19 protein-coding genes are annotated in these 17,380 nt (G+C 44.0%); 18 read left to right on the top strand and 1 reads right to left on the bottom strand.

What is annotated here, in order from left to right; all coding sequences use genetic code 11:
- Positions 1 to 90 precede the first annotated feature (90 nt).
- From trpE to ypjB, 17 genes are all read left to right on the top strand, one after another.
- The gene (gene trpE / locus MY9_RS11375) at positions 91 to 1,638 is read left to right on the top strand and encodes an anthranilate synthase component I (protein ID WP_014664408.1); all 1,548 of its coding nucleotides are present in this window, start codon (positions 91 to 93) and stop codon (positions 1,636 to 1,638) included.
- Positions 1,610 to 2,626, top strand: coding sequence for an anthranilate phosphoribosyltransferase (gene trpD / locus MY9_RS11370; RefSeq protein ID WP_014664407.1), 1,017 nt, complete (start codon positions 1,610 to 1,612; stop codon positions 2,624 to 2,626). The genes trpE and trpD overlap by 29 nt, the downstream gene beginning before the upstream one ends.
- A complete protein-coding gene (trpC, locus tag MY9_RS11365) occupies positions 2,619 to 3,371 on the top strand; it encodes an indole-3-glycerol phosphate synthase TrpC (RefSeq protein ID WP_014664406.1) in 753 nt (250 codons plus the stop codon). The genes trpD and trpC overlap by 8 nt, the downstream gene beginning before the upstream one ends.
- Positions 3,372 to 3,375: 4 nt before the next feature.
- Entirely contained in the window at positions 3,376 to 4,023 is a 648-nt protein-coding gene (locus MY9_RS11360) for a phosphoribosylanthranilate isomerase (RefSeq protein WP_014664405.1), read from the top strand.
- Positions 4,004 to 5,206 carry a tryptophan synthase subunit beta gene (trpB, locus tag MY9_RS11355; RefSeq protein WP_014664404.1) on the top strand — a complete coding sequence of 401 codons (1,203 nt, stop codon included), beginning with the start codon at positions 4,004 to 4,006 and terminating at the stop codon, positions 5,204 to 5,206. Before MY9_RS11360 ends, trpB begins: the two co-directional genes overlap by 20 nt.
- A complete protein-coding gene (trpA, locus tag MY9_RS11350; RefSeq protein ID WP_014664403.1) occupies positions 5,199 to 6,002 on the top strand; it encodes a tryptophan synthase subunit alpha in 804 nt (267 codons plus the stop codon). Before trpB ends, trpA begins: the two co-directional genes overlap by 8 nt.
- 10 nt (positions 6,003 to 6,012) lie before the next feature.
- Positions 6,013 to 7,095, top strand: coding sequence for a histidinol-phosphate transaminase (hisC, locus tag MY9_RS11345; RefSeq protein ID WP_014664402.1), 1,083 nt, complete (start codon positions 6,013 to 6,015; stop codon positions 7,093 to 7,095).
- 48 nt (positions 7,096 to 7,143) lie between these two features.
- Entirely contained in the window at positions 7,144 to 8,259 is a 1,116-nt protein-coding gene (locus tag MY9_RS11340) for a prephenate dehydrogenase (RefSeq protein WP_041521365.1), read from the top strand.
- 11 nt (positions 8,260 to 8,270) lie between these two features.
- The gene (gene aroA, locus MY9_RS11335; RefSeq protein WP_014664400.1) at positions 8,271 to 9,557 is read left to right on the top strand and encodes a 3-phosphoshikimate 1-carboxyvinyltransferase; all 1,287 of its coding nucleotides are present in this window, start codon (positions 8,271 to 8,273) and stop codon (positions 9,555 to 9,557) included.
- 348 nt (positions 9,558 to 9,905) lie between these two features.
- Positions 9,906 to 11,177, top strand: coding sequence for a tetratricopeptide repeat protein (locus MY9_RS11330; protein ID WP_014664398.1), 1,272 nt, complete (start codon positions 9,906 to 9,908; stop codon positions 11,175 to 11,177).
- 71 nt (positions 11,178 to 11,248) lie between these two features.
- Entirely contained in the window at positions 11,249 to 11,788 is a 540-nt protein-coding gene (locus tag MY9_RS11325) for a ReoY family proteolytic degradation factor (protein WP_014664397.1), read from the top strand.
- 54 nt (positions 11,789 to 11,842) lie between these two features.
- On the top strand, positions 11,843 to 12,289 hold the full coding sequence (locus tag MY9_RS11320; RefSeq protein WP_014664396.1) for a YpiF family protein: 447 nt from the start codon (positions 11,843 to 11,845) through the stop codon (positions 12,287 to 12,289).
- A 142-nt stretch (positions 12,290 to 12,431) separates the two neighbouring features.
- Complete coding sequence (locus MY9_RS11315; RefSeq protein ID WP_004398062.1) at positions 12,432 to 12,935, top strand: ubiquinol-cytochrome c reductase iron-sulfur subunit; 504 nt, start codon at positions 12,432 to 12,434, stop codon at positions 12,933 to 12,935.
- Between the two features lies 1 nt (position 12,936).
- Positions 12,937 to 13,611 carry a menaquinol-cytochrome c reductase cytochrome b subunit gene (gene qcrB, locus MY9_RS11310; RefSeq protein WP_003225560.1) on the top strand — a complete coding sequence of 225 codons (675 nt, stop codon included), beginning with the start codon at positions 12,937 to 12,939 and terminating at the stop codon, positions 13,609 to 13,611.
- 34 nt (positions 13,612 to 13,645) lie between these two features.
- On the top strand, positions 13,646 to 14,413 hold the full coding sequence (locus tag MY9_RS11305; protein WP_014664395.1) for a menaquinol-cytochrome c reductase cytochrome b/c subunit: 768 nt from the start codon (positions 13,646 to 13,648) through the stop codon (positions 14,411 to 14,413).
- 109 nt (positions 14,414 to 14,522) lie between these two features.
- Positions 14,523 to 15,116, top strand: coding sequence for a DUF1405 domain-containing protein (locus MY9_RS11300; RefSeq protein WP_041521364.1), 594 nt, complete (start codon positions 14,523 to 14,525; stop codon positions 15,114 to 15,116).
- 68 nt (positions 15,117 to 15,184) lie between these two features.
- The gene (ypjB, locus tag MY9_RS11295) at positions 15,185 to 15,979 is read left to right on the top strand and encodes a sporulation protein YpjB (protein WP_014664393.1); all 795 of its coding nucleotides are present in this window, start codon (positions 15,185 to 15,187) and stop codon (positions 15,977 to 15,979) included.
- Positions 15,980 to 16,020: 41 nt separating this feature from the next.
- Here the strand turns inward: ypjB and MY9_RS11290 are convergent, their stop codons facing one another.
- Positions 16,021 to 16,893 (bottom strand): YitT family protein, encoded by an 873-nt coding sequence (locus tag MY9_RS11290; RefSeq protein ID WP_003230635.1) that lies wholly within the window; start codon positions 16,891 to 16,893, stop codon positions 16,021 to 16,023.
- A gap of 140 nt (positions 16,894 to 17,033) precedes the next feature.
- On the opposite strand from MY9_RS11290, the gene MY9_RS11285 reads away from it, so the two are divergent.
- Positions 17,034 to 17,369 carry a nucleotide pyrophosphohydrolase gene (locus MY9_RS11285; protein WP_014664392.1) on the top strand — a complete coding sequence of 112 codons (336 nt, stop codon included), beginning with the start codon at positions 17,034 to 17,036 and terminating at the stop codon, positions 17,367 to 17,369.
- Positions 17,370 to 17,380 lie beyond the last annotated feature (11 nt).

Here is a 17,380-nt window from a genome sequence, read left to right as displayed (position 1 = left end):
AAGAAGTCTTTCTTTTGGGTTTATTTGTTATATAATATTTTATCCTCTCATGCCATCTTCTCATTCTCCTTGCCATAAGGAGTGAGAACATTGAATTTCCAATCAAACATTTCCGCATTTTTAGAGGACAGCTTGTCCCACCACACGATACCGATTGTGGAGACCTTCACAGTCGATACACTGACACCCATTCAAATGATAGAGAAGCTTGACAGGGAGATTACGTATCTTCTTGAAAGCAAGGACGATACATCCGCTTGGTCAAGATATTCGTTTATCGGCCTGAATCCATTTCTCACAATTAAAGAAGAGCAGTGCCGTTTTGCTGCCACTGATCAGGACAGCAAATCTCTTTACACGGGAAATGAACTAAAAGACGTACTGAACTGGATGAATGCCACATACAAAATCAAAACACCTGAGCTTGGCATTCCTTTTGTCGGCGGGGCTGTCGGGTACTTAAGTTATGATATGATCCCGCTGATTGAACCTTCTGTTCCTTCGCATACAAAAGAAACAGAAATGGAAAAGTGTATGCTGTTTGTTTGCCGGACATTAATTGCGTATGATCATGAAACCAAAAACGTCCACTTTATCCAGTATGCAAGGCTCAATGGACAGGAAACAGAAAACGAAAAAATTGATGTGTTCCATCAAAATCATCAAGAGCTCCAACATCTCATCGAAAAAATGATGGACCAAAAAAACATAAAAGAGCTGTTTCTCTCTGTTGATTCATACAAGACACCCAGCTTTGAGACAGTATCTTCTAATTATGAAAAATCGGCTTTTATGGCTGATGTAGAAAAAATCAAAGGCTATATAAAAGCAGGCGATATCTTCCAGGGCGTTTTGTCACAAAAATTTGAGGTTCCGATAAAAGCAGATGCTTTTGAGTTATACCGAGTGCTTAGGATCGTCAATCCTTCTCCGTATATGTATTATATGAAACTGCAAGACAGAGAAATAGTCGGCAGTTCTCCGGAACGGTTAATTCACGTTCAGGACGGGCACTTGGAAATCCATCCGATTGCCGGTACGAGAAAACGCGGTGCAGACAAAGCCGAAGATGAGAGGCTGAAAGTTGAACTGATGAAGGATGAAAAAGAAAAGGCGGAGCATTACATGCTCGTTGATCTTGCACGAAACGATATCGGCAGAGTAGCAGAGTATGGGTCTGTTTCTGTGCCGGAGTTCACAAAAATTGTCTCCTTTTCACATGTCATGCACATTATCTCGGTGGTTACAGGCCAACTGAAAAAAGGGGTTCATCCCGTTGATGCACTGATGTCTGCTTTCCCGGCGGGGACTTTAACAGGAGCACCTAAAATTCGTGCCATGCAGCTTTTGCAAGAGCTCGAACCAACACCGAGAGAGACATACGGAGGGTGTATTGCCTACATTGGGTTCGACGGGAATATCGACTCTTGTATTACGATTCGCACGATGAGTGTAAAGAACGGTGTTGCATCGATACAGGCAGGTGCTGGCATTGTTGCTGATTCTGTTCCGGAAACCGAATACGAAGAAAGCTGTAATAAAGCCGGTGCGCTGCTGAAAACGATTCATATTGCAGAAGACATGTTTCATAGCAAGGAGGATAAAGCTGATGAACAAATTTCTACAATTGTGCGTTGACGGAAAAACCCTTACAGCCGGTGAGGCTGAAGCGCTGATGAATATGATGATGGCAGCGGAAATGACTCCTTCTGAAATGGGCGGTATATTGTCTATTCTTGCTCATCGGGGAGAGACGCCAGAAGAGCTTACGGGTTTTATGAAGGCAATGCGTGCACACGCTCTTACAGTCGATGGACTTCCTGATGTCGTTGATACATGCGGAACCGGGGGAGACGGTATTTCCACTTTTAATATCTCAACGGCATCGGCAATTGTTGCCTCGGCAGCTGGCGCGAAAATCGCTAAGCATGGCAATCGCTCTGTCTCTTCTAAAAGCGGGAGCGCTGATGTTTTAGAGGAGCTAGAGGTTTCAATTCAAACTACTCCTGAGAAGGTCAAAACAAGCATTGAAACAAACAACATGGGATTTTTATTTGCGCCGCTTTATCATTCGTCTATGAAACATGTAGCAGGTACTAGAAAAGAGCTAGGTTTCAGAACGGTATTTAACCTGCTCGGACCGCTAAGCAATCCTTTGCAGGCGCAGCGTCAGGTGATCGGGGTCTATTCCGTTGAAAAAGCTGGACTGATGGCAAGCGCACTAGAGTCATTTCAGCCGAAGCATGTCATGTTCGTATCAAGCCGTGACGGTTTAGATGAGCTTTCAATTACAGCGCCGACCGACGTGATTGAATTAAAGGATGGAGAGCGCCGGGAATATACGGTTTCACCCGAAGATTTTGGTTTTGTAAATGGCAGACTTGAAGATTTACAGGTGCAGTCACCGAAAGAGAGCGCTTATCTCATTCAGAATATTTTTGAAAATAAAAGCAGCAGTTCCGCTTTATCTATAACGGCTTTTAATGCGGGTGCTGCGATTTACACGGCGGGAATTACCGACTCACTGAAGGAAGGAACGGAGCTGGCCTTAGAGACGATTACAAGCGGAGGCGCTGCTGCGCAGCTTGAACGACTAAAACAGAAAGAGGAAGAGATCTATGCTTGAAAATATCATCAAACAAAAGAAAGAAGAAGTGAAAACACTGGTTCTGCCGGTAGAGCAGCCTTTCGAAAAACGTTCATTTAAAGATGCGTTGGCAAGCCCGAATCGGTTTATCGGACTGATTGCCGAAGTGAAGAAAGCATCACCGTCAAAAGGGCTGATTAAAGAGGATTTTGTCCCTGTGCGGATTGCAAAAGACTATGAAGCTGCGAAGGCAGATGCGCTTTCCGTTTTAACAGACACCCCGTTTTTTCAAGGGGAAAACAGCCATTTATCAGATGTAAAGCGCGCTGTTTCGATTCCTGTACTCAGAAAAGATTTTATTATTGATTCTCTTCAAGTGGAGGAATCAAGAAGAATCGGTGCGGATGCCATATTGTTAATCGGCGAGGTGCTTGACCCTTTACACCTCTATGAATTATATCTTGAAGCAGGCGAAAAGGGGATGGACGTGTTAGTGGAGGTTCATGATGCATCAACGCTAGAACAAATATTGAAAGTGTTCACACCTGATATTCTCGGCGTAAATAACCGTAACCTAAAGACGTTTGAAACATCTGTAAAGCAGACAGAACAAATCGCATCTCTCGTTCCGAAAGAATCTCTGCTTGTCAGCGAAAGCGGAATCGGTTCTTTAGAACATTTAACATTTGTCAACGAACATGGGGCGCGAGCTGTACTTATCGGTGAATCATTGATGAGACAAACTTCTCAGCGAAAAGCAATCCATGCTTTGTTTGGGGAGTAAGGTTGTGGAGAAACCGGCATTAAAATATTGCGGTATTCGGTCACTAAAGGATTTGCAGCTTGCGGCGCAATCACAGGCTGACTATCTTGGCTTTATATTTGCTGAAAGCAAACGAAAAGTATCTCCGCAAGATGTGAAAAAGTGGCTGAACCAGGTTCGCGTCGAAAAAAAAGTTGCAGGTGTTTTTGTTAATGAATCAATAGAGAGGATGTCACGCATTGCTAAGGACTTGAAGCTCGACGTCATTCAGCTTCATGGTGATGAAAACCCGGCGGATGCTGATGCGCTTCGCAAGCTGACAGATTGTGAAATTTGGAAGGCGCTTCACCATCATCATAATACAACTCAAGAAATAGCCCGCTTTATAGATAATGTGGACGGCTTTGTGATTGATTCATCTGTAAAAGGGGCTAGAGGCGGAACTGGTGTTGCATTTTCATGGGATTGTGTGCCGGAATATCAGCGGGCGGTGATTGGTAAACGCTGCTTTATCGCTGGCGGGGTGAATCCGGATAGCGTCACAGGCCTATTGAAATGGCAGCCGGCAGGAATTGACCTTGCCAGCGGAATTGAAAAAAACGGGCAAAAAGATAAAAATCTGATGAGGCTTTTAGAAGAAAGGATGAACCGATATGTATCCATATCCGAATGAAATAGGCAGATACGGTGATTTTGGCGGGAAGTTTGTTCCGGAAACACTCATGCAGCCGTTAGATGAAATAGAGACAGCATTTAAACAAATCAAGGATGATCCTGTTTTTCGTGAAGAATATTATAAGCTGTTAAAGGACTATTCCGGACGGCCGACTGCATTAACATATGCTGATCGAGTCACTGAATACTTAGGCGGTGCGAAAATCTATTTGAAACGAGAAGATTTAAACCATACAGGTTCCCATAAAATCAATAATGCGTTAGGCCAAGCACTGCTTGCTAAAAAAATGGGCAAAACGAAAATCATTGCTGAAACGGGCGCCGGACAGCACGGCGTTGCCGCTGCAACAGTCGCAGCCAAATTCGGTTTTTCGTGCATTGTGTTTATGGGCGAAGAGGATGTTGCCCGCCAGTCTCTGAACGTTTTTCGTATGAAGCTTCTTGGTGCGGAAGTAGTGCCTGTAACAAGCGGGAACGGAACATTGAAGGATGCTACAAATGAGGCGATCCGTTACTGGGTTCAGCATTGCGAGGATCATTTTTACATGATTGGATCAGTTGTCGGTCCGCACCCTTATCCGCAAGTGGTCCGCGAATTTCAAAAAATGATCGGAGAGGAAGCGAAGGATCAGCTAAAACGTATTGAAGGCGCTCTGCCTGATAAAGTAGTGGCATGTGTAGGCGGAGGAAGCAATGCGATGGGTATGTTTCAGGCATTTTTAAACGAAGATGTTGAACTGATCGGAGCTGAAGCTGCAGGAAAAGGAGTAGATACTCCTCTTCATGCCGCCACTATTTCGAAAGGTACGGTAGGGGTTATTCACGGTTCATTGACATATCTCATTCAGGATGAGTTCGGGCAGATAATTGAGCCTTACTCTATTTCAGCAGGTCTCGACTATCCGGGGATCGGTCCGGAGCACGCTTACTTGCATAAGAGCGGCCGTGTCACTTATGACAGTATCACAGATGAAGAAGCGGTGAATGCATTAAAGCTCTTGTCAGAAAAAGAGGGGATTTTGCCGGCAATCGAATCTGCCCATGCGTTAGCGAAGGCATTCAAACTCGCCAAAGGAATGGATCGCGGTCAAATCATTCTCGTTTGTTTATCAGGACGGGGAGATAAGGATGTCAACACATTAATGAATGTATTGGAAAATGAGGTGAAAGCCCGTGTTTAAATTAGATCTTCAACCATCAGAAAAATTGTTTATCCCGTTTATTACGGCTGGCGATCCAGTGCCTGAGGTTTCGATTGAACTGGCGAAGTCTCTCCAAAAAGCAGGCGCCACAGCACTGGAGCTTGGTGTTCCATACTCTGACCCGCTTGCAGACGGCCCGGTGATACAGCGGGCTTCAAAGCGGGCGCTTGATCAAGGAATGAATATCGTAAAGGCAATCCAATTAGGCGGAGAAATGAAAAAAAACGGAGTGAATATTCCGATTATCCTCTTTACGTATTATAATCCTGTGTTACAATTGAACAAAGAATACTTTTTCGCTTTACTGCGGGAAAATCATATTGACGGTCTGCTTGTTCCGGATCTGCCACTAGAAGAAAGCGCCAGCCTTCAAGAGGAATGTAAAAGCCATGAGGTGACGTATATTTCTTTGGTTGCGCCGACAAGTGAAAGCCGTTTGAAAACCATTATTGAACAAGCCGAGGGCTTCGTCTACTGTGTATCTTCTCTGGGTGTGACCGGTGTCCGCAATGAGTTCAATTCATCCGTGTACCCGTTCATTCGGACTGTGAAGGATCTCAGCACTGTTCCGGTCGCTGTAGGGTTCGGTATATCAAACCGTGAACAGGTCCTAAAGATGAATGAAATTTGTGACGGTGTCGTAGTAGGAAGTGCGCTCGTCAGAAAGATAGAAGAATTAAAGGACCGGCTCACCAGCGCTGAAAAGAGAAAACAAGCGCTGCAGGAATTTGAGGAGTACGCAATGGCATTTGGCGGCTTGTACAGTTTAAAATGAGGTGACTGATTTGCGTATCAAAGAACATTTAAAACAGCTGAAGCCTTATCAGCCTGGTAAGCCGATCGAAGCAGTGAAATCAGAATATGGCTTGGATAAAGTTGTGAAGCTTGCTTCAAACGAGAATCCGTACGGCTGTTCGGAGGCTGCAAAAGAGGCGCTTCATCATGAAATTCAACAGCTTGCCCTTTACCCAGACGGGTATAGCGCCGCTTTGCGGACAAGGCTCAGTAAGCACCTCAATGTCAGCGAAACATCACTTATTTTCGGCAACGGTTCTGATGAAATCATTCAAATCATTTGTCGGGCATTTTTAAACGATAAAACAAACACGGTAACTGCTGCCCCCACTTTTCCGCAATATAAACATAATGCGGTCATTGAAGGTGCTGAAGTACGTGAAATCGCACTTCGTCCTGACGGCTCACATGATCTAGACGCCATGTTAGAAGCGATCGACGAACAGACACAAGTCGTTTGGATATGCAGCCCGAATAACCCGACTGGCACTTATACATCTGAAGGAGAATTACTCGCATTTCTGGAGCGTGTTCCTTCACGTGTCCTTATCGTTCTTGACGAAGCATATTATGAATATGTAACAGCTGAGGATTACCCGGAAACCGTGCCGCTCTTAAGCAAGTATTCAAATTTGATGATTTTGCGCACATTTTCAAAAGCATACGGTCTGGCTGCACTTAGAGTCGGATACGGAATTGCTGACGAGAACTTGATTCGCCAGATTGAGCCGGCGAGAGAGCCGTTTAATACGAGCCGTCTGGGCCAGGCTGCGGCGATCGCAGCGCTTGATGATCAAGCGTTTATTGCTTCCTGTGTCGAGCAAAATAATGCAGGCCTTCAGCAGTATTATGATTTTGCGAAGACTCATGGTTTAAAGTGCTACCCTTCACAGACAAATTTTGTGTTAATGGACTTTAAACGCCCTGCTGATGAACTGTTTCAGGCTCTGCTGGAAAAAGGCTATATCGTCCGGTCAGGAAATGCGTTAGGTTTCCCGACATCACTCCGGATTACGATCGGAACAAAAGAGCAAAACGAAGAAATACTTGCCATTTTAGCTGAAATTTTATAAGAGGTGATCAAATGTCACCTCTTTAGTCTATAAACCAGGTGATGACGTATGAATCGAATGAAAGATACAATATTGCTCGCCGGTCTCGGATTGATAGGCGGTTCGATTGCGCTAGCGATCAAAAAAAATCACCCCGGCAAACGGATTATCGGAATCGATATCTCTGATGAACAGGCGGTTGCCGCATTAAAGTTAGGTGTGATAGACGATCGTGCTGATTCGTTTATTAGCGGTGCGAAAGAGTCGTCTACAGTCATCATTGCGACACCAGTCGAACAAACGCTGGTTATGCTTGAAGAGCTGGCTCATTCAGGAATTGAACACGAGCTTTTGATTACAGATGTGGGAAGCACAAAGCAAAAAGTGGTTGATTATGCTGATCAAGTGCTGCCTAGCCGCTATCAATTTGTCGGAGGGCATCCGATGGCGGGTTCACATAAATCAGGGGTGGCCGCTGCGAAAGAATTCCTATTTGAAAATGCATTTTATATTTTAACACCAGGCCAGAAAACGGATAGGCAAGCGGTAGAACAATTGAAAAACCTGCTGAAGGGGACAAATGCCCATTTTGTGGAAATGTCACCAGAGGAACATGATGGCGTCACGAGTGTTATTAGTCATTTTCCGCATATTGTCGCAGCAAGCCTTGTTCACCAAACCCACCATTCGGAAGACCTTTATCCGCTTGTTAAGCGTTTTGCTGCCGGCGGGTTCAGAGATATTACAAGGATTGCATCGAGCAGCCCGGCCATGTGGCGGGATATTCTACTACATAATAAAGATAAAATTTTGGATCGTTTTGATGAGTGGATTCGTGAAATTGACAAGATCCGTACATATGTAGAACAAGAAGATGCGGAAAATCTATTTCGTTATTTTAAAACAGCTAAGGATTATCGCGACGGGCTGCCGCTTCGGCAGAAGGGAGCGATACCGGCATTTTATGATTTATACGTGGATGTTCCCGATCATCCGGGTGTGATATCCGAGATAACGGCGATCTTAGCTGCGGAGCGCATCAGCATCACGAATATCCGCATTATTGAAACACGAGAGGATATTAACGGGATTTTAAGGATCAGTTTTCAGTCTGATGACGATCGCAAACGGGCAGAACAATGCATTGAAGCCCGGGCGGAATATGAAACTTTTTATGCTGATTGAGGTGGAAAAAAATGAAACAAGAAAAGGTGCAGGCCTTACACGGAGAAATACATATTCCCGGTGATAAATCCATTTCTCACCGCTCTGTTATGTTTGGCTCGCTAGCGACAGGCACAACAACAGTTAAAAACTTTCTGCCGGGAGCAGATTGTCTGAGCACAATCGATTGCTTTAGAAAAATGGGTGTTCAAATTGAGCAAAGCGGCAGCGATGTCGTGATTCACGGAAAAGGAATCGATGCCCTGAAAGAGCCAGAAAGCCTTTTGGATGTCGGAAATTCAGGTACAACAATTCGCCTGATGCTCGGAATATTGGCGGGTCGCCCTTTTTACAGCGCGGTAGCCGGAGATGAGAGCATTGCGAAGCGTCCAATGAAGCGTGTTACTGAGCCTTTGAAAAAAATGGGGGCTAAAATCGACGGCAGAGCCGGTGGAGAATTTACACCGCTGTCAGTGAGCGGCGCCTCATTAAAAGGCATTGATTATGTATCACCTGTCGCAAGCGCGCAAATTAAATCTGCTGTTTTGCTGGCCGGATTACAGGCTGCGGGCACAACAACTGTTACAGAGCCCCATAAATCCCGCGACCACACTGAGCGGATGCTGTCTGCTTTTGGCGTTAAGCTTTCTGAAGATCAAACAAGCGTTTCCATTGATGGAGGCCAGAAACTGACAGCTGCTGATATTTTTGTTCCTGGAGACATTTCTTCAGCCGCGTTTTTCCTTGCTGCTGGCGCGATGGTTCCAAACAGCAGAATTGTATTGAAAAACGTTGGGTTAAATCCGACTCGGACAGGTATTATTGACGTCCTTCAAAACATGGGGGCAAAACTTGAAATTAAACCATCTGCTGACAGCAGTGCAGAGCCTTATGGAGATTTGATTATAGAAACGTCATCTCTCAAAGCAGTTGAAATCGGAGGAGATATCATTCCGCGTTTAATTGATGAAATCCCTATCATCGCGCTTCTTGCGACTCAGGCGGAAGGAACGACCGTTATTAAGGACGCGGCAGAGCTTAAAGTGAAAGAAACAAACCGCATTGACACTGTTGTTTCTGAGCTTCGCAAGCTAGGTGCTGAAATTGAACCGACAGCAGATGGAATGAAGGTTTATGGCAAACAAACGCTGAAAGGCGGCGCAGCAGTGTCCAGCCACGGAGATCATCGAATCGGAATGATGCTTGGTATTGCTTCCTGTATAACAGAGGAGCCGATTGACATCGAGCACACGGATGCCATTCACGTTTCTTATCCAACCTTCTTCGAACATTTAAATAAGCTTTCTAAAAAATCCTGAAGTTTTACTTCAGGATTTTTTTTGCAGATTGACTGGAAGAATCATAATTCGAGGCAAAAAAACATAGCTTGTCTTATAGAGAGGAAAGAAAAACGAAAAGGGGGGATGCGCTTTACTGACAAGCCGGCAGGTCAAAGAGCTGCTTTACTGTACAGAGGGCGATCTTCCTTTTTTCATTTTCTATCTCAAGATCTTTTGGTAAACTAATAAGACTCAATAATTTCCTTCCGTACAGCAAGCATCTTATTTGCCGGGGGCATTCGTCTGAATTAAGATAAGATTAACCCGAACAAATAAAGCTTTTTTGTATGGTTGATGTTGTATAGGAAAAGAAAGGACCGGTCCGATTTGAATACATTAATTCAAGAAGCCATAAAATTAGTTGAAGCAGGTGAAACAGAAAAAGGTCTCAATACGCTCTCGAAAGCCGAAAAACAGCTGCATGATGAAGATAAAGCGATTGCAGCCCAGCTTTATTACGAGTGGGGCGATGTAGAAAAAGCCATTTCACTGATTAGTGATTTACATGATTTATACCCAAATGAAACAGAACTGACGAATTTCTACGCTGAACTTTTAATAGATATTGACGAAGAAGAAAAAGCTCTTGCTGTGCTGGAGACTATTCCGGAAACAGATCCATCATATCCGGAAAGTTTGCTGCTTATGGCGGATCTTTATCAGATGCAGGGATTATTCGAAGTCAGTGAACAAAAGCTTTTACAGGCAAAGTCCATTCTGGCCAATGAACCCGTTATTGATTTTGCACTGGGGGAACTTTACTTTACTCAGGGAGCCTATGCAAAAGCGGTTCAATATTTTAAAACAACGGCTGAGGAGAAGAGTGAGATCGGAGGCGTTAATGTCCATCAAAGACTGGCAGAATCGTTAAGTGCCTCAGGTGAATTTGAGGATGCCATTCCATGGTACGAGAAAGCTGTTGATGAGAGTCCTGATCCTAATACGATTTTCGGCTATGGGTTTACAGCCTTACAGGCGGGGCTTGTAAAAACGGCTATTAAGCAGCTGTCTGATTTAAAGGAGCTTGATCCATCTTATTCTTCACTGTATATGCCGCTCTCAAAAAGCTATGAAGCTGAAGGAATGTATGAAGAGGCATTAAAAACGGCAAAAGAGGGTATCAGATTTGATGAATATAACAAAGAACTTTTCCTTTATGCCGCTAAAATGGCCCTGAAAATCGGGAAGTCAGAAGAGGGGAAAAAGCTGCTTCAGGAGGCGCTTGCGCTTGATCCGGGATTCGTCGAAGCGCTTCATACACTTCTTGCCGTGTATCATAAAGAAGAGGATTATGAACAGATCATTGATCTTATTCAAGAGGTTCGCAGCTACGGTGAAGAAGATCCGAAATACAATTGGTATCTTGCAAGCGCATTTACTGAATTAGAGCAATACGAGGAAGCAAAACAATCCTTTGAGGCTGCCTATCTTCATTACCGGGAGGATAGAGATTTCTTATATGAATACGCAAGCTTCCTATTAGAAGAAGGCCTTCAAAAAGAAGCGCTGCCGCTTTTGAAAAAGGTTCTTGAAATGGACGGAGCCAATGAAGAGCTGGAAGAAACGATTTTGCGAATCGAGGATGAATTTTCGAGATAAGCAGGAATATTAACCGTTCATGTGGAACATATAAGTATATAGATTATACGAACGATAGAGGAGGGAATTACATGCAGACCCCTGTTTCTGTCAATGAGAAAAAGGATTTTATCCGTTGGTTTTTAAACCATTATCAGTTAAAGCGCCGAGAGTGCGTTTGGATCTTGAACTACTTAATGAGCCATGATTCTCTCATGGAGAAGGTTCATTTTGTGGAGCAGGCTGAATTTTGCCCGAGAGGCATTATAATGTCAACACATTGTGTTGAAGAAGTTCCGTTTCGGTTCTATAAAGAGAATGTCATGACTACCGACGCGGAAAAATCTTTTCATGATATTAGATTAAATAAACAGCAGGATTTGTTTATCCAGCTTAATTTCCGTTCGGCCTACAGCTCACCTGAGTATGCGGCGGTGCTGGAGTCCAATCCGCATATGCCGAAAGATCTTTTTGAGAATAAAAAAGACCAGGGGTTGGCGGAACAGATTTTGGAGCACGCCATTTCCACATTCCAAAGAGAAAAATTATTAAAAGACATTGACGACGCGTTAGATCGTCATGATAAAGAAGCATTTGAACAATTATCGCGCCAGTTGAATCAGCTCACATAATATGACCAGCCTTGCAGCGTATTGCAAGGCTTGTTGCCGTAAAGGGGGAGAACAATGAGGTGGAGAATCACTGATGCCAAGGACTATTTACAAGCTAAGGATTACATTGATACCGCTGTCATTCCATTAATTAACATAAAGGTGGATAACCATTTTAAAATGGCGGCGGAGAAAGGCGAGTTTACACAGCTTCTCTCAGAGGAATTGGAAAGGCAGTTAAAGGGACGGGTATATTTACTGCCTCCTTATACATATGTTGATAGAAATGACATAACCGTTCAAGGGCTTAAGGATTTGCGGGAAGAGCTGCTAACGGAATTTCCGCATGTTGTCCTGCTCACATCTGACGAAAATTGGAGAACTGAGGATACGTTAGGCAAAATGATTGTTACACCGTCTGTTCCATTAGAGCATTTAAATGACTCTTTAAAAAGAAAAATATTGGATGAACGCACTGCTGAAATTTTGAACGTTTTGTTACAGTTATGGAGCACTTCATAAAAACACTTACATTTCCTCATAAACAATATTTTGGCTATATTGACCTTGCTGAGAGATTCATATATTATGAGGGTGTCTAGAGTTATTGCAATATTTTCTATTTTAGTCAGTTTGCAGGGGTGACCTAGAGGGGGGAGAAGAGATGGGCGGAAAACATGATATATCCAGACGTCAATTTTTGAATTATACGCTCACAGGCGTAGGAGGTTTTATGGCGGCTAGTATGCTCATGCCTATGGTTCGCTTTGCACTCGACCCGGTATTAAAATCGACAGGGAAGCAGGACATGGTTCAGGTTGTCAGCGTTGATGAGTTGACAAAAGAGCCGCAGCGCTTTGATTTCAAAATTAATCAAGTCGATGCCTGGTATGAGTCCGAAGAGTCAAGATCAGCCTGGGTCTTCAAAAACGGGGATGAAATTGTAGCACTTTCGCCAATTTGTAAACATTTAGGGTGTACGGTGAACTGGAATAGTGATCCTAAAAACCCGAATAAATTCTTTTGTCCATGCCATTACGGACTCTATGAAAAGGACGGCACCAATGTCCCTGGCACGCCGCCGCTTTCGCCTCTTGATCATTACGAGCAAGAAGTAAAAGACGGCTTCCTGTATCTTGGAAAAGCAAAGCCTAAGGGGGAAGGGTGACATGCTGAACAAAATTTATGACTGGGTAGACGAGCGGCTTGATATTACACCGATGTGGAGGGATATTGCCGATCACGAAGTACCGGAACATGTGAATCCCGCCCATCATTTCTCTGCGTTTGTGTATTGCTTTGGGGGACTGACGTTTTTTGTAACCGTTATCCAAGTATTATCTGGAATGTTTTTAACGATGTATTATGTGCCTGATATCAAAAATGCCTGGGAATCGGTATATTATTTGCAAAATGAAGTGGCATTCGGCCAGATTGTCAGGGGGATGCACCATTGGGGTGCGAGCTTGGTCATTGTGATGATGTTTTTACATACGCTGAGGGTCTTTTTCCAAGGCGCGTACAAAAAGCCGCGCGAGCTGAACTGGATTGTCGGTGTGCTGATCTTTTTTGTCATGCTCGGTCTTGGTTTTACAGGCTACTTGCTTCCTTGGGATATGAAGGCACTGTTTGCAACAAAAGTCGGGCTGCAGATCGCCGAAGCCACACCTTTGATCGGGACGCAAGTTAAAACGCTCCTTGCAGGGCATCCGGATATTGTAGGCGCCCAAACGCTGACTAGGTTTTTTGCGATCCATGTATTCTTTCTTCCTGCCGCATTGTTCGGGCTGATGGCAGCACATTTTATTATGATCCGGAAGCAGGGGATTTCAGGACCGCTTTAAACTCTTGATCTGCGAATAAAAGGGAGGGAATGACATGCACCGGGGCAAAGGGATGAAATTTGTAGGCGACTCAAGGATACCGGCTGAAAAAAAGCCGAATATACCGAAGGATTATTCGGAGTATCCCGGTAAAACAGAGGCTTTCTGGCCAAATTTCTTGTTAAAGGAATGGATGGTTGGAGCTGTCTTTCTCATCGGTTTTCTTGTTTTGACGATTGTGCATCAGCCGCCTTTAGAGCGGATGGCTGACCCGACTGATACTGGTTATATTCCGCTGCCGGATTGGTATTTTCTTTTCTTATACCAGCTGTTGAAGTATGAATACGCCGCCGGAAGCTTTACAGTGGTCGGCGCCATGATTATGCCAGGTCTCGCTTTTGGAGCCCTGCTTTTGGCTCCATTCTTAGACAGAGGGGCAGAAAGAAGGCCGTGGAAGCGTCCGGTCGCTGTCGGTATGATGCTTCTGGCCATTTCCGCTGCTGTATTTTTGACGTGGCAGTCAGTGGCTACTCATGACTGGGCCAAGGCAGAGGAACAGGGGAAAATCACAAAAGAGGCCGACATTGACACCAATACAGAAGGATATAAGATTTTTAAGGAACAAGGCTGTATTTCTTGCCATGGGGATAACCTTCAGGGAGGAGCGGCTGGACCTTCATTGGTTGACAGCGGGCTGAAACCGGAAGAAATCAAAAAGATCGCAGTAGAAGGGAAAGGCAAAATGCCGGCGGGTGTGTTCAAAGGAAATGATAAGCAGCTCGAAGAACTTGCGAAATTTATTTCTGAAACAACCGCAAAATAACGTATTGTGAATTGTCAAATGGAAGGATATACTTTTATTATCAAAAGCTGACCCGGCGTCAGCTTTTTTATATGGACACATTATTTTTACAGACTGAGAGTTGATTGATGTGAAATGGTTTCAATATGTATTAGGACAGAGGCCGATGCTTTTTCTTGTCTTAGCCATTAATTTTCTGGGAACGGTTTACGGCTACTATTGGTACTTGCCGCAGCTTCTGGAGACACCGGCCCGTTTCCTGGTTTTTGTTCCAGATAGTCCGACAGCAACGTTTTTCTTTCTGTTTGTGCTGCTTGCCTTTATCATGAAACGGAATGCTCCGCTCTTTGAAGCGCTTGCGCTAGTTACTCTCGTAAAGTATGGCCTATGGGCGGTCGCTATGAATTTTCTTGTGCTTGCAGTAACTGGTGACTTGCCTTGGGAGGGCTACATGCTAATTGCTTCGCATTTTGCAATGGCAGTGCAAGGCGTATTATACAGTCCGTATTTTCGTTTTTCATTTTGGCATCTTGCAATTGCTGCAGTCTGGACACTGCATAACGATGTCATTGACTACTTGTTTGATATGATGCCGCAGTACTCTATGCTTTCTAATTATATGACTGAAATAGGGTACGGAACATTTTGGCTAAGCATCTTTTCAATCGGGCTTGCTTACTTCCTTGTGATCTCGAAAAAGCAAACGAAGCTTAAGCTGATGTAAAGACAATGTTGGTCTATCCTTGTCCCTTTCTTCATATTCTGTAAGGAGAGAGAGTGGGAGGGACCTGCATGAAACGAAAGCTGACGATCTGTTTGTTGATTGCTCTTATTTTTTATAATGGAAATGCCAAGGCTGCAGAGCGGGGAAGCCTCGAGGAATTGAATGATTTATCCGATACGGTCTTTCAAATGACCCGTCAGTCGAAATATGAAGAGGCGCTGCAAGTCCTGGGTTATTTTGAGAAAACATTAAAATCCGCTGAGAAAAAACAGCAAGATTCCATGCTAACAGGAGCCCAAATCCGTCAAATCACACTGGGCTATAATGATATGGTTCGAAGTTTAAAGCAGGCTGATACATCAGACACGCAAAAACTCAGAGCAGCCGCGCAGTTCAGAATGCTGATGGATGCGGTTGACAACCGGTCTGACCCACTTTGGGGTTCACTGGAAAAACCGATTATGGAAGCCTTTACTGAGCTGAAGCGAGATGTCCAAAAGAATGAAGGCACTAGCTTCCATGAAAAATGGAATGAATTTATCAGTTTATATGATTTGATTTACCCAAGTCTTACAATCGATGTATCAGAGGAAAAGCTGGAAACAGTCGGAAAACATATAGATGTTATTGAACAAGGGGAATTTCAACAAATGACAGAGAGCACGAAGCTTGAACGGCTTTCCCTTCTTCAGCATGACCTGAAAAATTTGTTTGACAGGGCGGAGGAGGATGATGCCGATCCGTCTTTACTGTGGGTGATGATTACAACCGGCAGTATCATCATTACAGCTCTCACCTATGTCGGCTACAGAAAGTACAAGGCGGAAAAAAACAAGCTGAAAAAACGGGACTACCCTAAATAAGGATGAGGGGCGGCGGTCAGCCGCCTTTTTTCTATTACATATCAGCGTGGAAGCGGATTTTTATTTTCATCAAGCGTAAATCCTTCTCCGAGCACATCGTGGACATCGCTTACGGCTACAAAGGCATGAGGGTCAATGGAGTTAATCACGCTTTTCAGCATCACCAATTCGTTTTTCGGCACCACACAATAAAGTACATCTATATCCTCTTTTGTGTAGGAGCCTTGTCCTTTCAAAATGGTGACGCCCCGTTCCATTTCTTCAAGGATCTTTTTCTGAATCAGGTCGTTTTTCGATGAAATGATCGTAGCGCCTTTAGCAGCGTATCCGCCTTCCTGAATAAAATCGATTAATCTTGCCGCTACAAATACAGCTACCAGCGTATACATCGCTTCTTTATAGGAGAGATAAGTAAGCAAAGACAAAATGATGACGCAGGCATCGAAAGCAAACATTGTTCTGCCCATCGGGATTCCAAAATACTTATTCACTAAACGTGCGATGATATCAACACCGCCTGTCGTACCGCCGAACTTGAAAATAATTCCCAGTCCGGCTCCAATGAATACGCCGGCAAATAAAGCAGCGAGCGCTAAGTCGTGCTGAAGGGGCATATGGATTTCATATCGCTGAAAGATGCTAAGGAACAAAGACAAGGCTACAGTGCCAACAAGGGTATAAACAAACATTGTCCTGCCGAGCAAACGCCAGCCAATAAAAAAAATCGGAATGTTTAACACCAGGTTCGAGATAGAGGGGCTGATGTGGAAAAGAGCATAAAGTAAAAGTGTAATACCTGTAAAACCGCCCTCAGCCAGATTGTTTTGCATATTGAAATGAACCAAGCCAAATGAAAAAATTGCCGCTCCGATTAAAATGAAAAATATGTTTTTTAATCTAATTTCTCCAAGCATCACACAAAACCCCTTTTCCTTCCATTAGATAGCGTTTATATTATAGTGGATGAAAAAGAAAACAGCAAACGTGCTTAAACATTTGTCAAACGTATCTGAATTAGCTAACATGTAAGAGGATGATAGGAGGTTTCGTTTCAGTGAGTGATAAAACAATGAAAGACATACAGGCTGAAGTAGACCGTTACATCGGCCAGTTTAAAGAAGGATATTTCAGCCCGCTAGCCATGGTGGCAAGGCTGACTGAAGAACTGGGCGAGCTTGCCAGAGAAGTCAATCACCGCTACGGAGAAAAACCAAAAAAAGCGACTGAAGACGATAAAAGCATGGAAGAGGAAATGGGCGATGTGCTATTTGTATTGGTTTGTTTAGCCAACTCTCTTGATATCTCTTTAGAGGAAGCCCACGACCGAGTCATGCATAAATTTAATACAAGAGATAAAGATCGCTGGACCAGAAAAGAAGAAGGAAAGTAGAGGAGATCAAG

This window comes from Bacillus sp. JS (genome assembly GCF_000259365.1).
GTDB lineage: Bacteria > Bacillota > Bacilli > Bacillales > Bacillaceae > Bacillus > Bacillus stercoris.
This window is presented reverse-complemented; position numbering and strand designations above follow the sequence as displayed.

Excerpts from the sequence above, each read along its gene's own strand:
- trpB (WP_014664404.1), top strand. The coding sequence starts at position 4,004 with ATGTATCCATATCCGAATGAAATAGGCAGATACGGTGATTTTGGCGGG.
- ypjB (WP_014664393.1), top strand. The coding sequence starts at position 15,185 with ATGAAACGAAAGCTGACGATCTGTTTGTTGATTGCTCTTATTTTTTAT.
- aroA (WP_014664400.1), top strand. The coding sequence starts at position 8,271 with ATGAAACAAGAAAAGGTGCAGGCCTTACACGGAGAAATACATATTCCC.
- MY9_RS11340 (WP_041521365.1), top strand. The coding sequence starts at position 7,144 with ATGAATCGAATGAAAGATACAATATTGCTCGCCGGTCTCGGATTGATA.
- MY9_RS11320 (WP_014664396.1), top strand. The coding sequence starts at position 11,843 with ATGAGGTGGAGAATCACTGATGCCAAGGACTATTTACAAGCTAAGGAT.
- qcrB (WP_003225560.1), top strand. The coding sequence starts at position 12,937 with ATGCTGAACAAAATTTATGACTGGGTAGACGAGCGGCTTGATATTACA.
- MY9_RS11325 (WP_014664397.1), top strand. The coding sequence starts at position 11,249 with ATGCAGACCCCTGTTTCTGTCAATGAGAAAAAGGATTTTATCCGTTGG.
- MY9_RS11290 (WP_003230635.1), bottom strand. The coding sequence starts at position 16,893 with ATGCTTGGAGAAATTAGATTAAAAAACATATTTTTCATTTTAATCGGA.
- trpD (WP_014664407.1), top strand. The coding sequence starts at position 1,610 with ATGAACAAATTTCTACAATTGTGCGTTGACGGAAAAACCCTTACAGCC.
- trpC (WP_014664406.1), top strand. The coding sequence starts at position 2,619 with ATGCTTGAAAATATCATCAAACAAAAGAAAGAAGAAGTGAAAACACTG.
- MY9_RS11315 (WP_004398062.1), top strand. The coding sequence starts at position 12,432 with ATGGGCGGAAAACATGATATATCCAGACGTCAATTTTTGAATTATACG.
- MY9_RS11305 (WP_014664395.1), top strand. The coding sequence starts at position 13,646 with ATGCACCGGGGCAAAGGGATGAAATTTGTAGGCGACTCAAGGATACCG.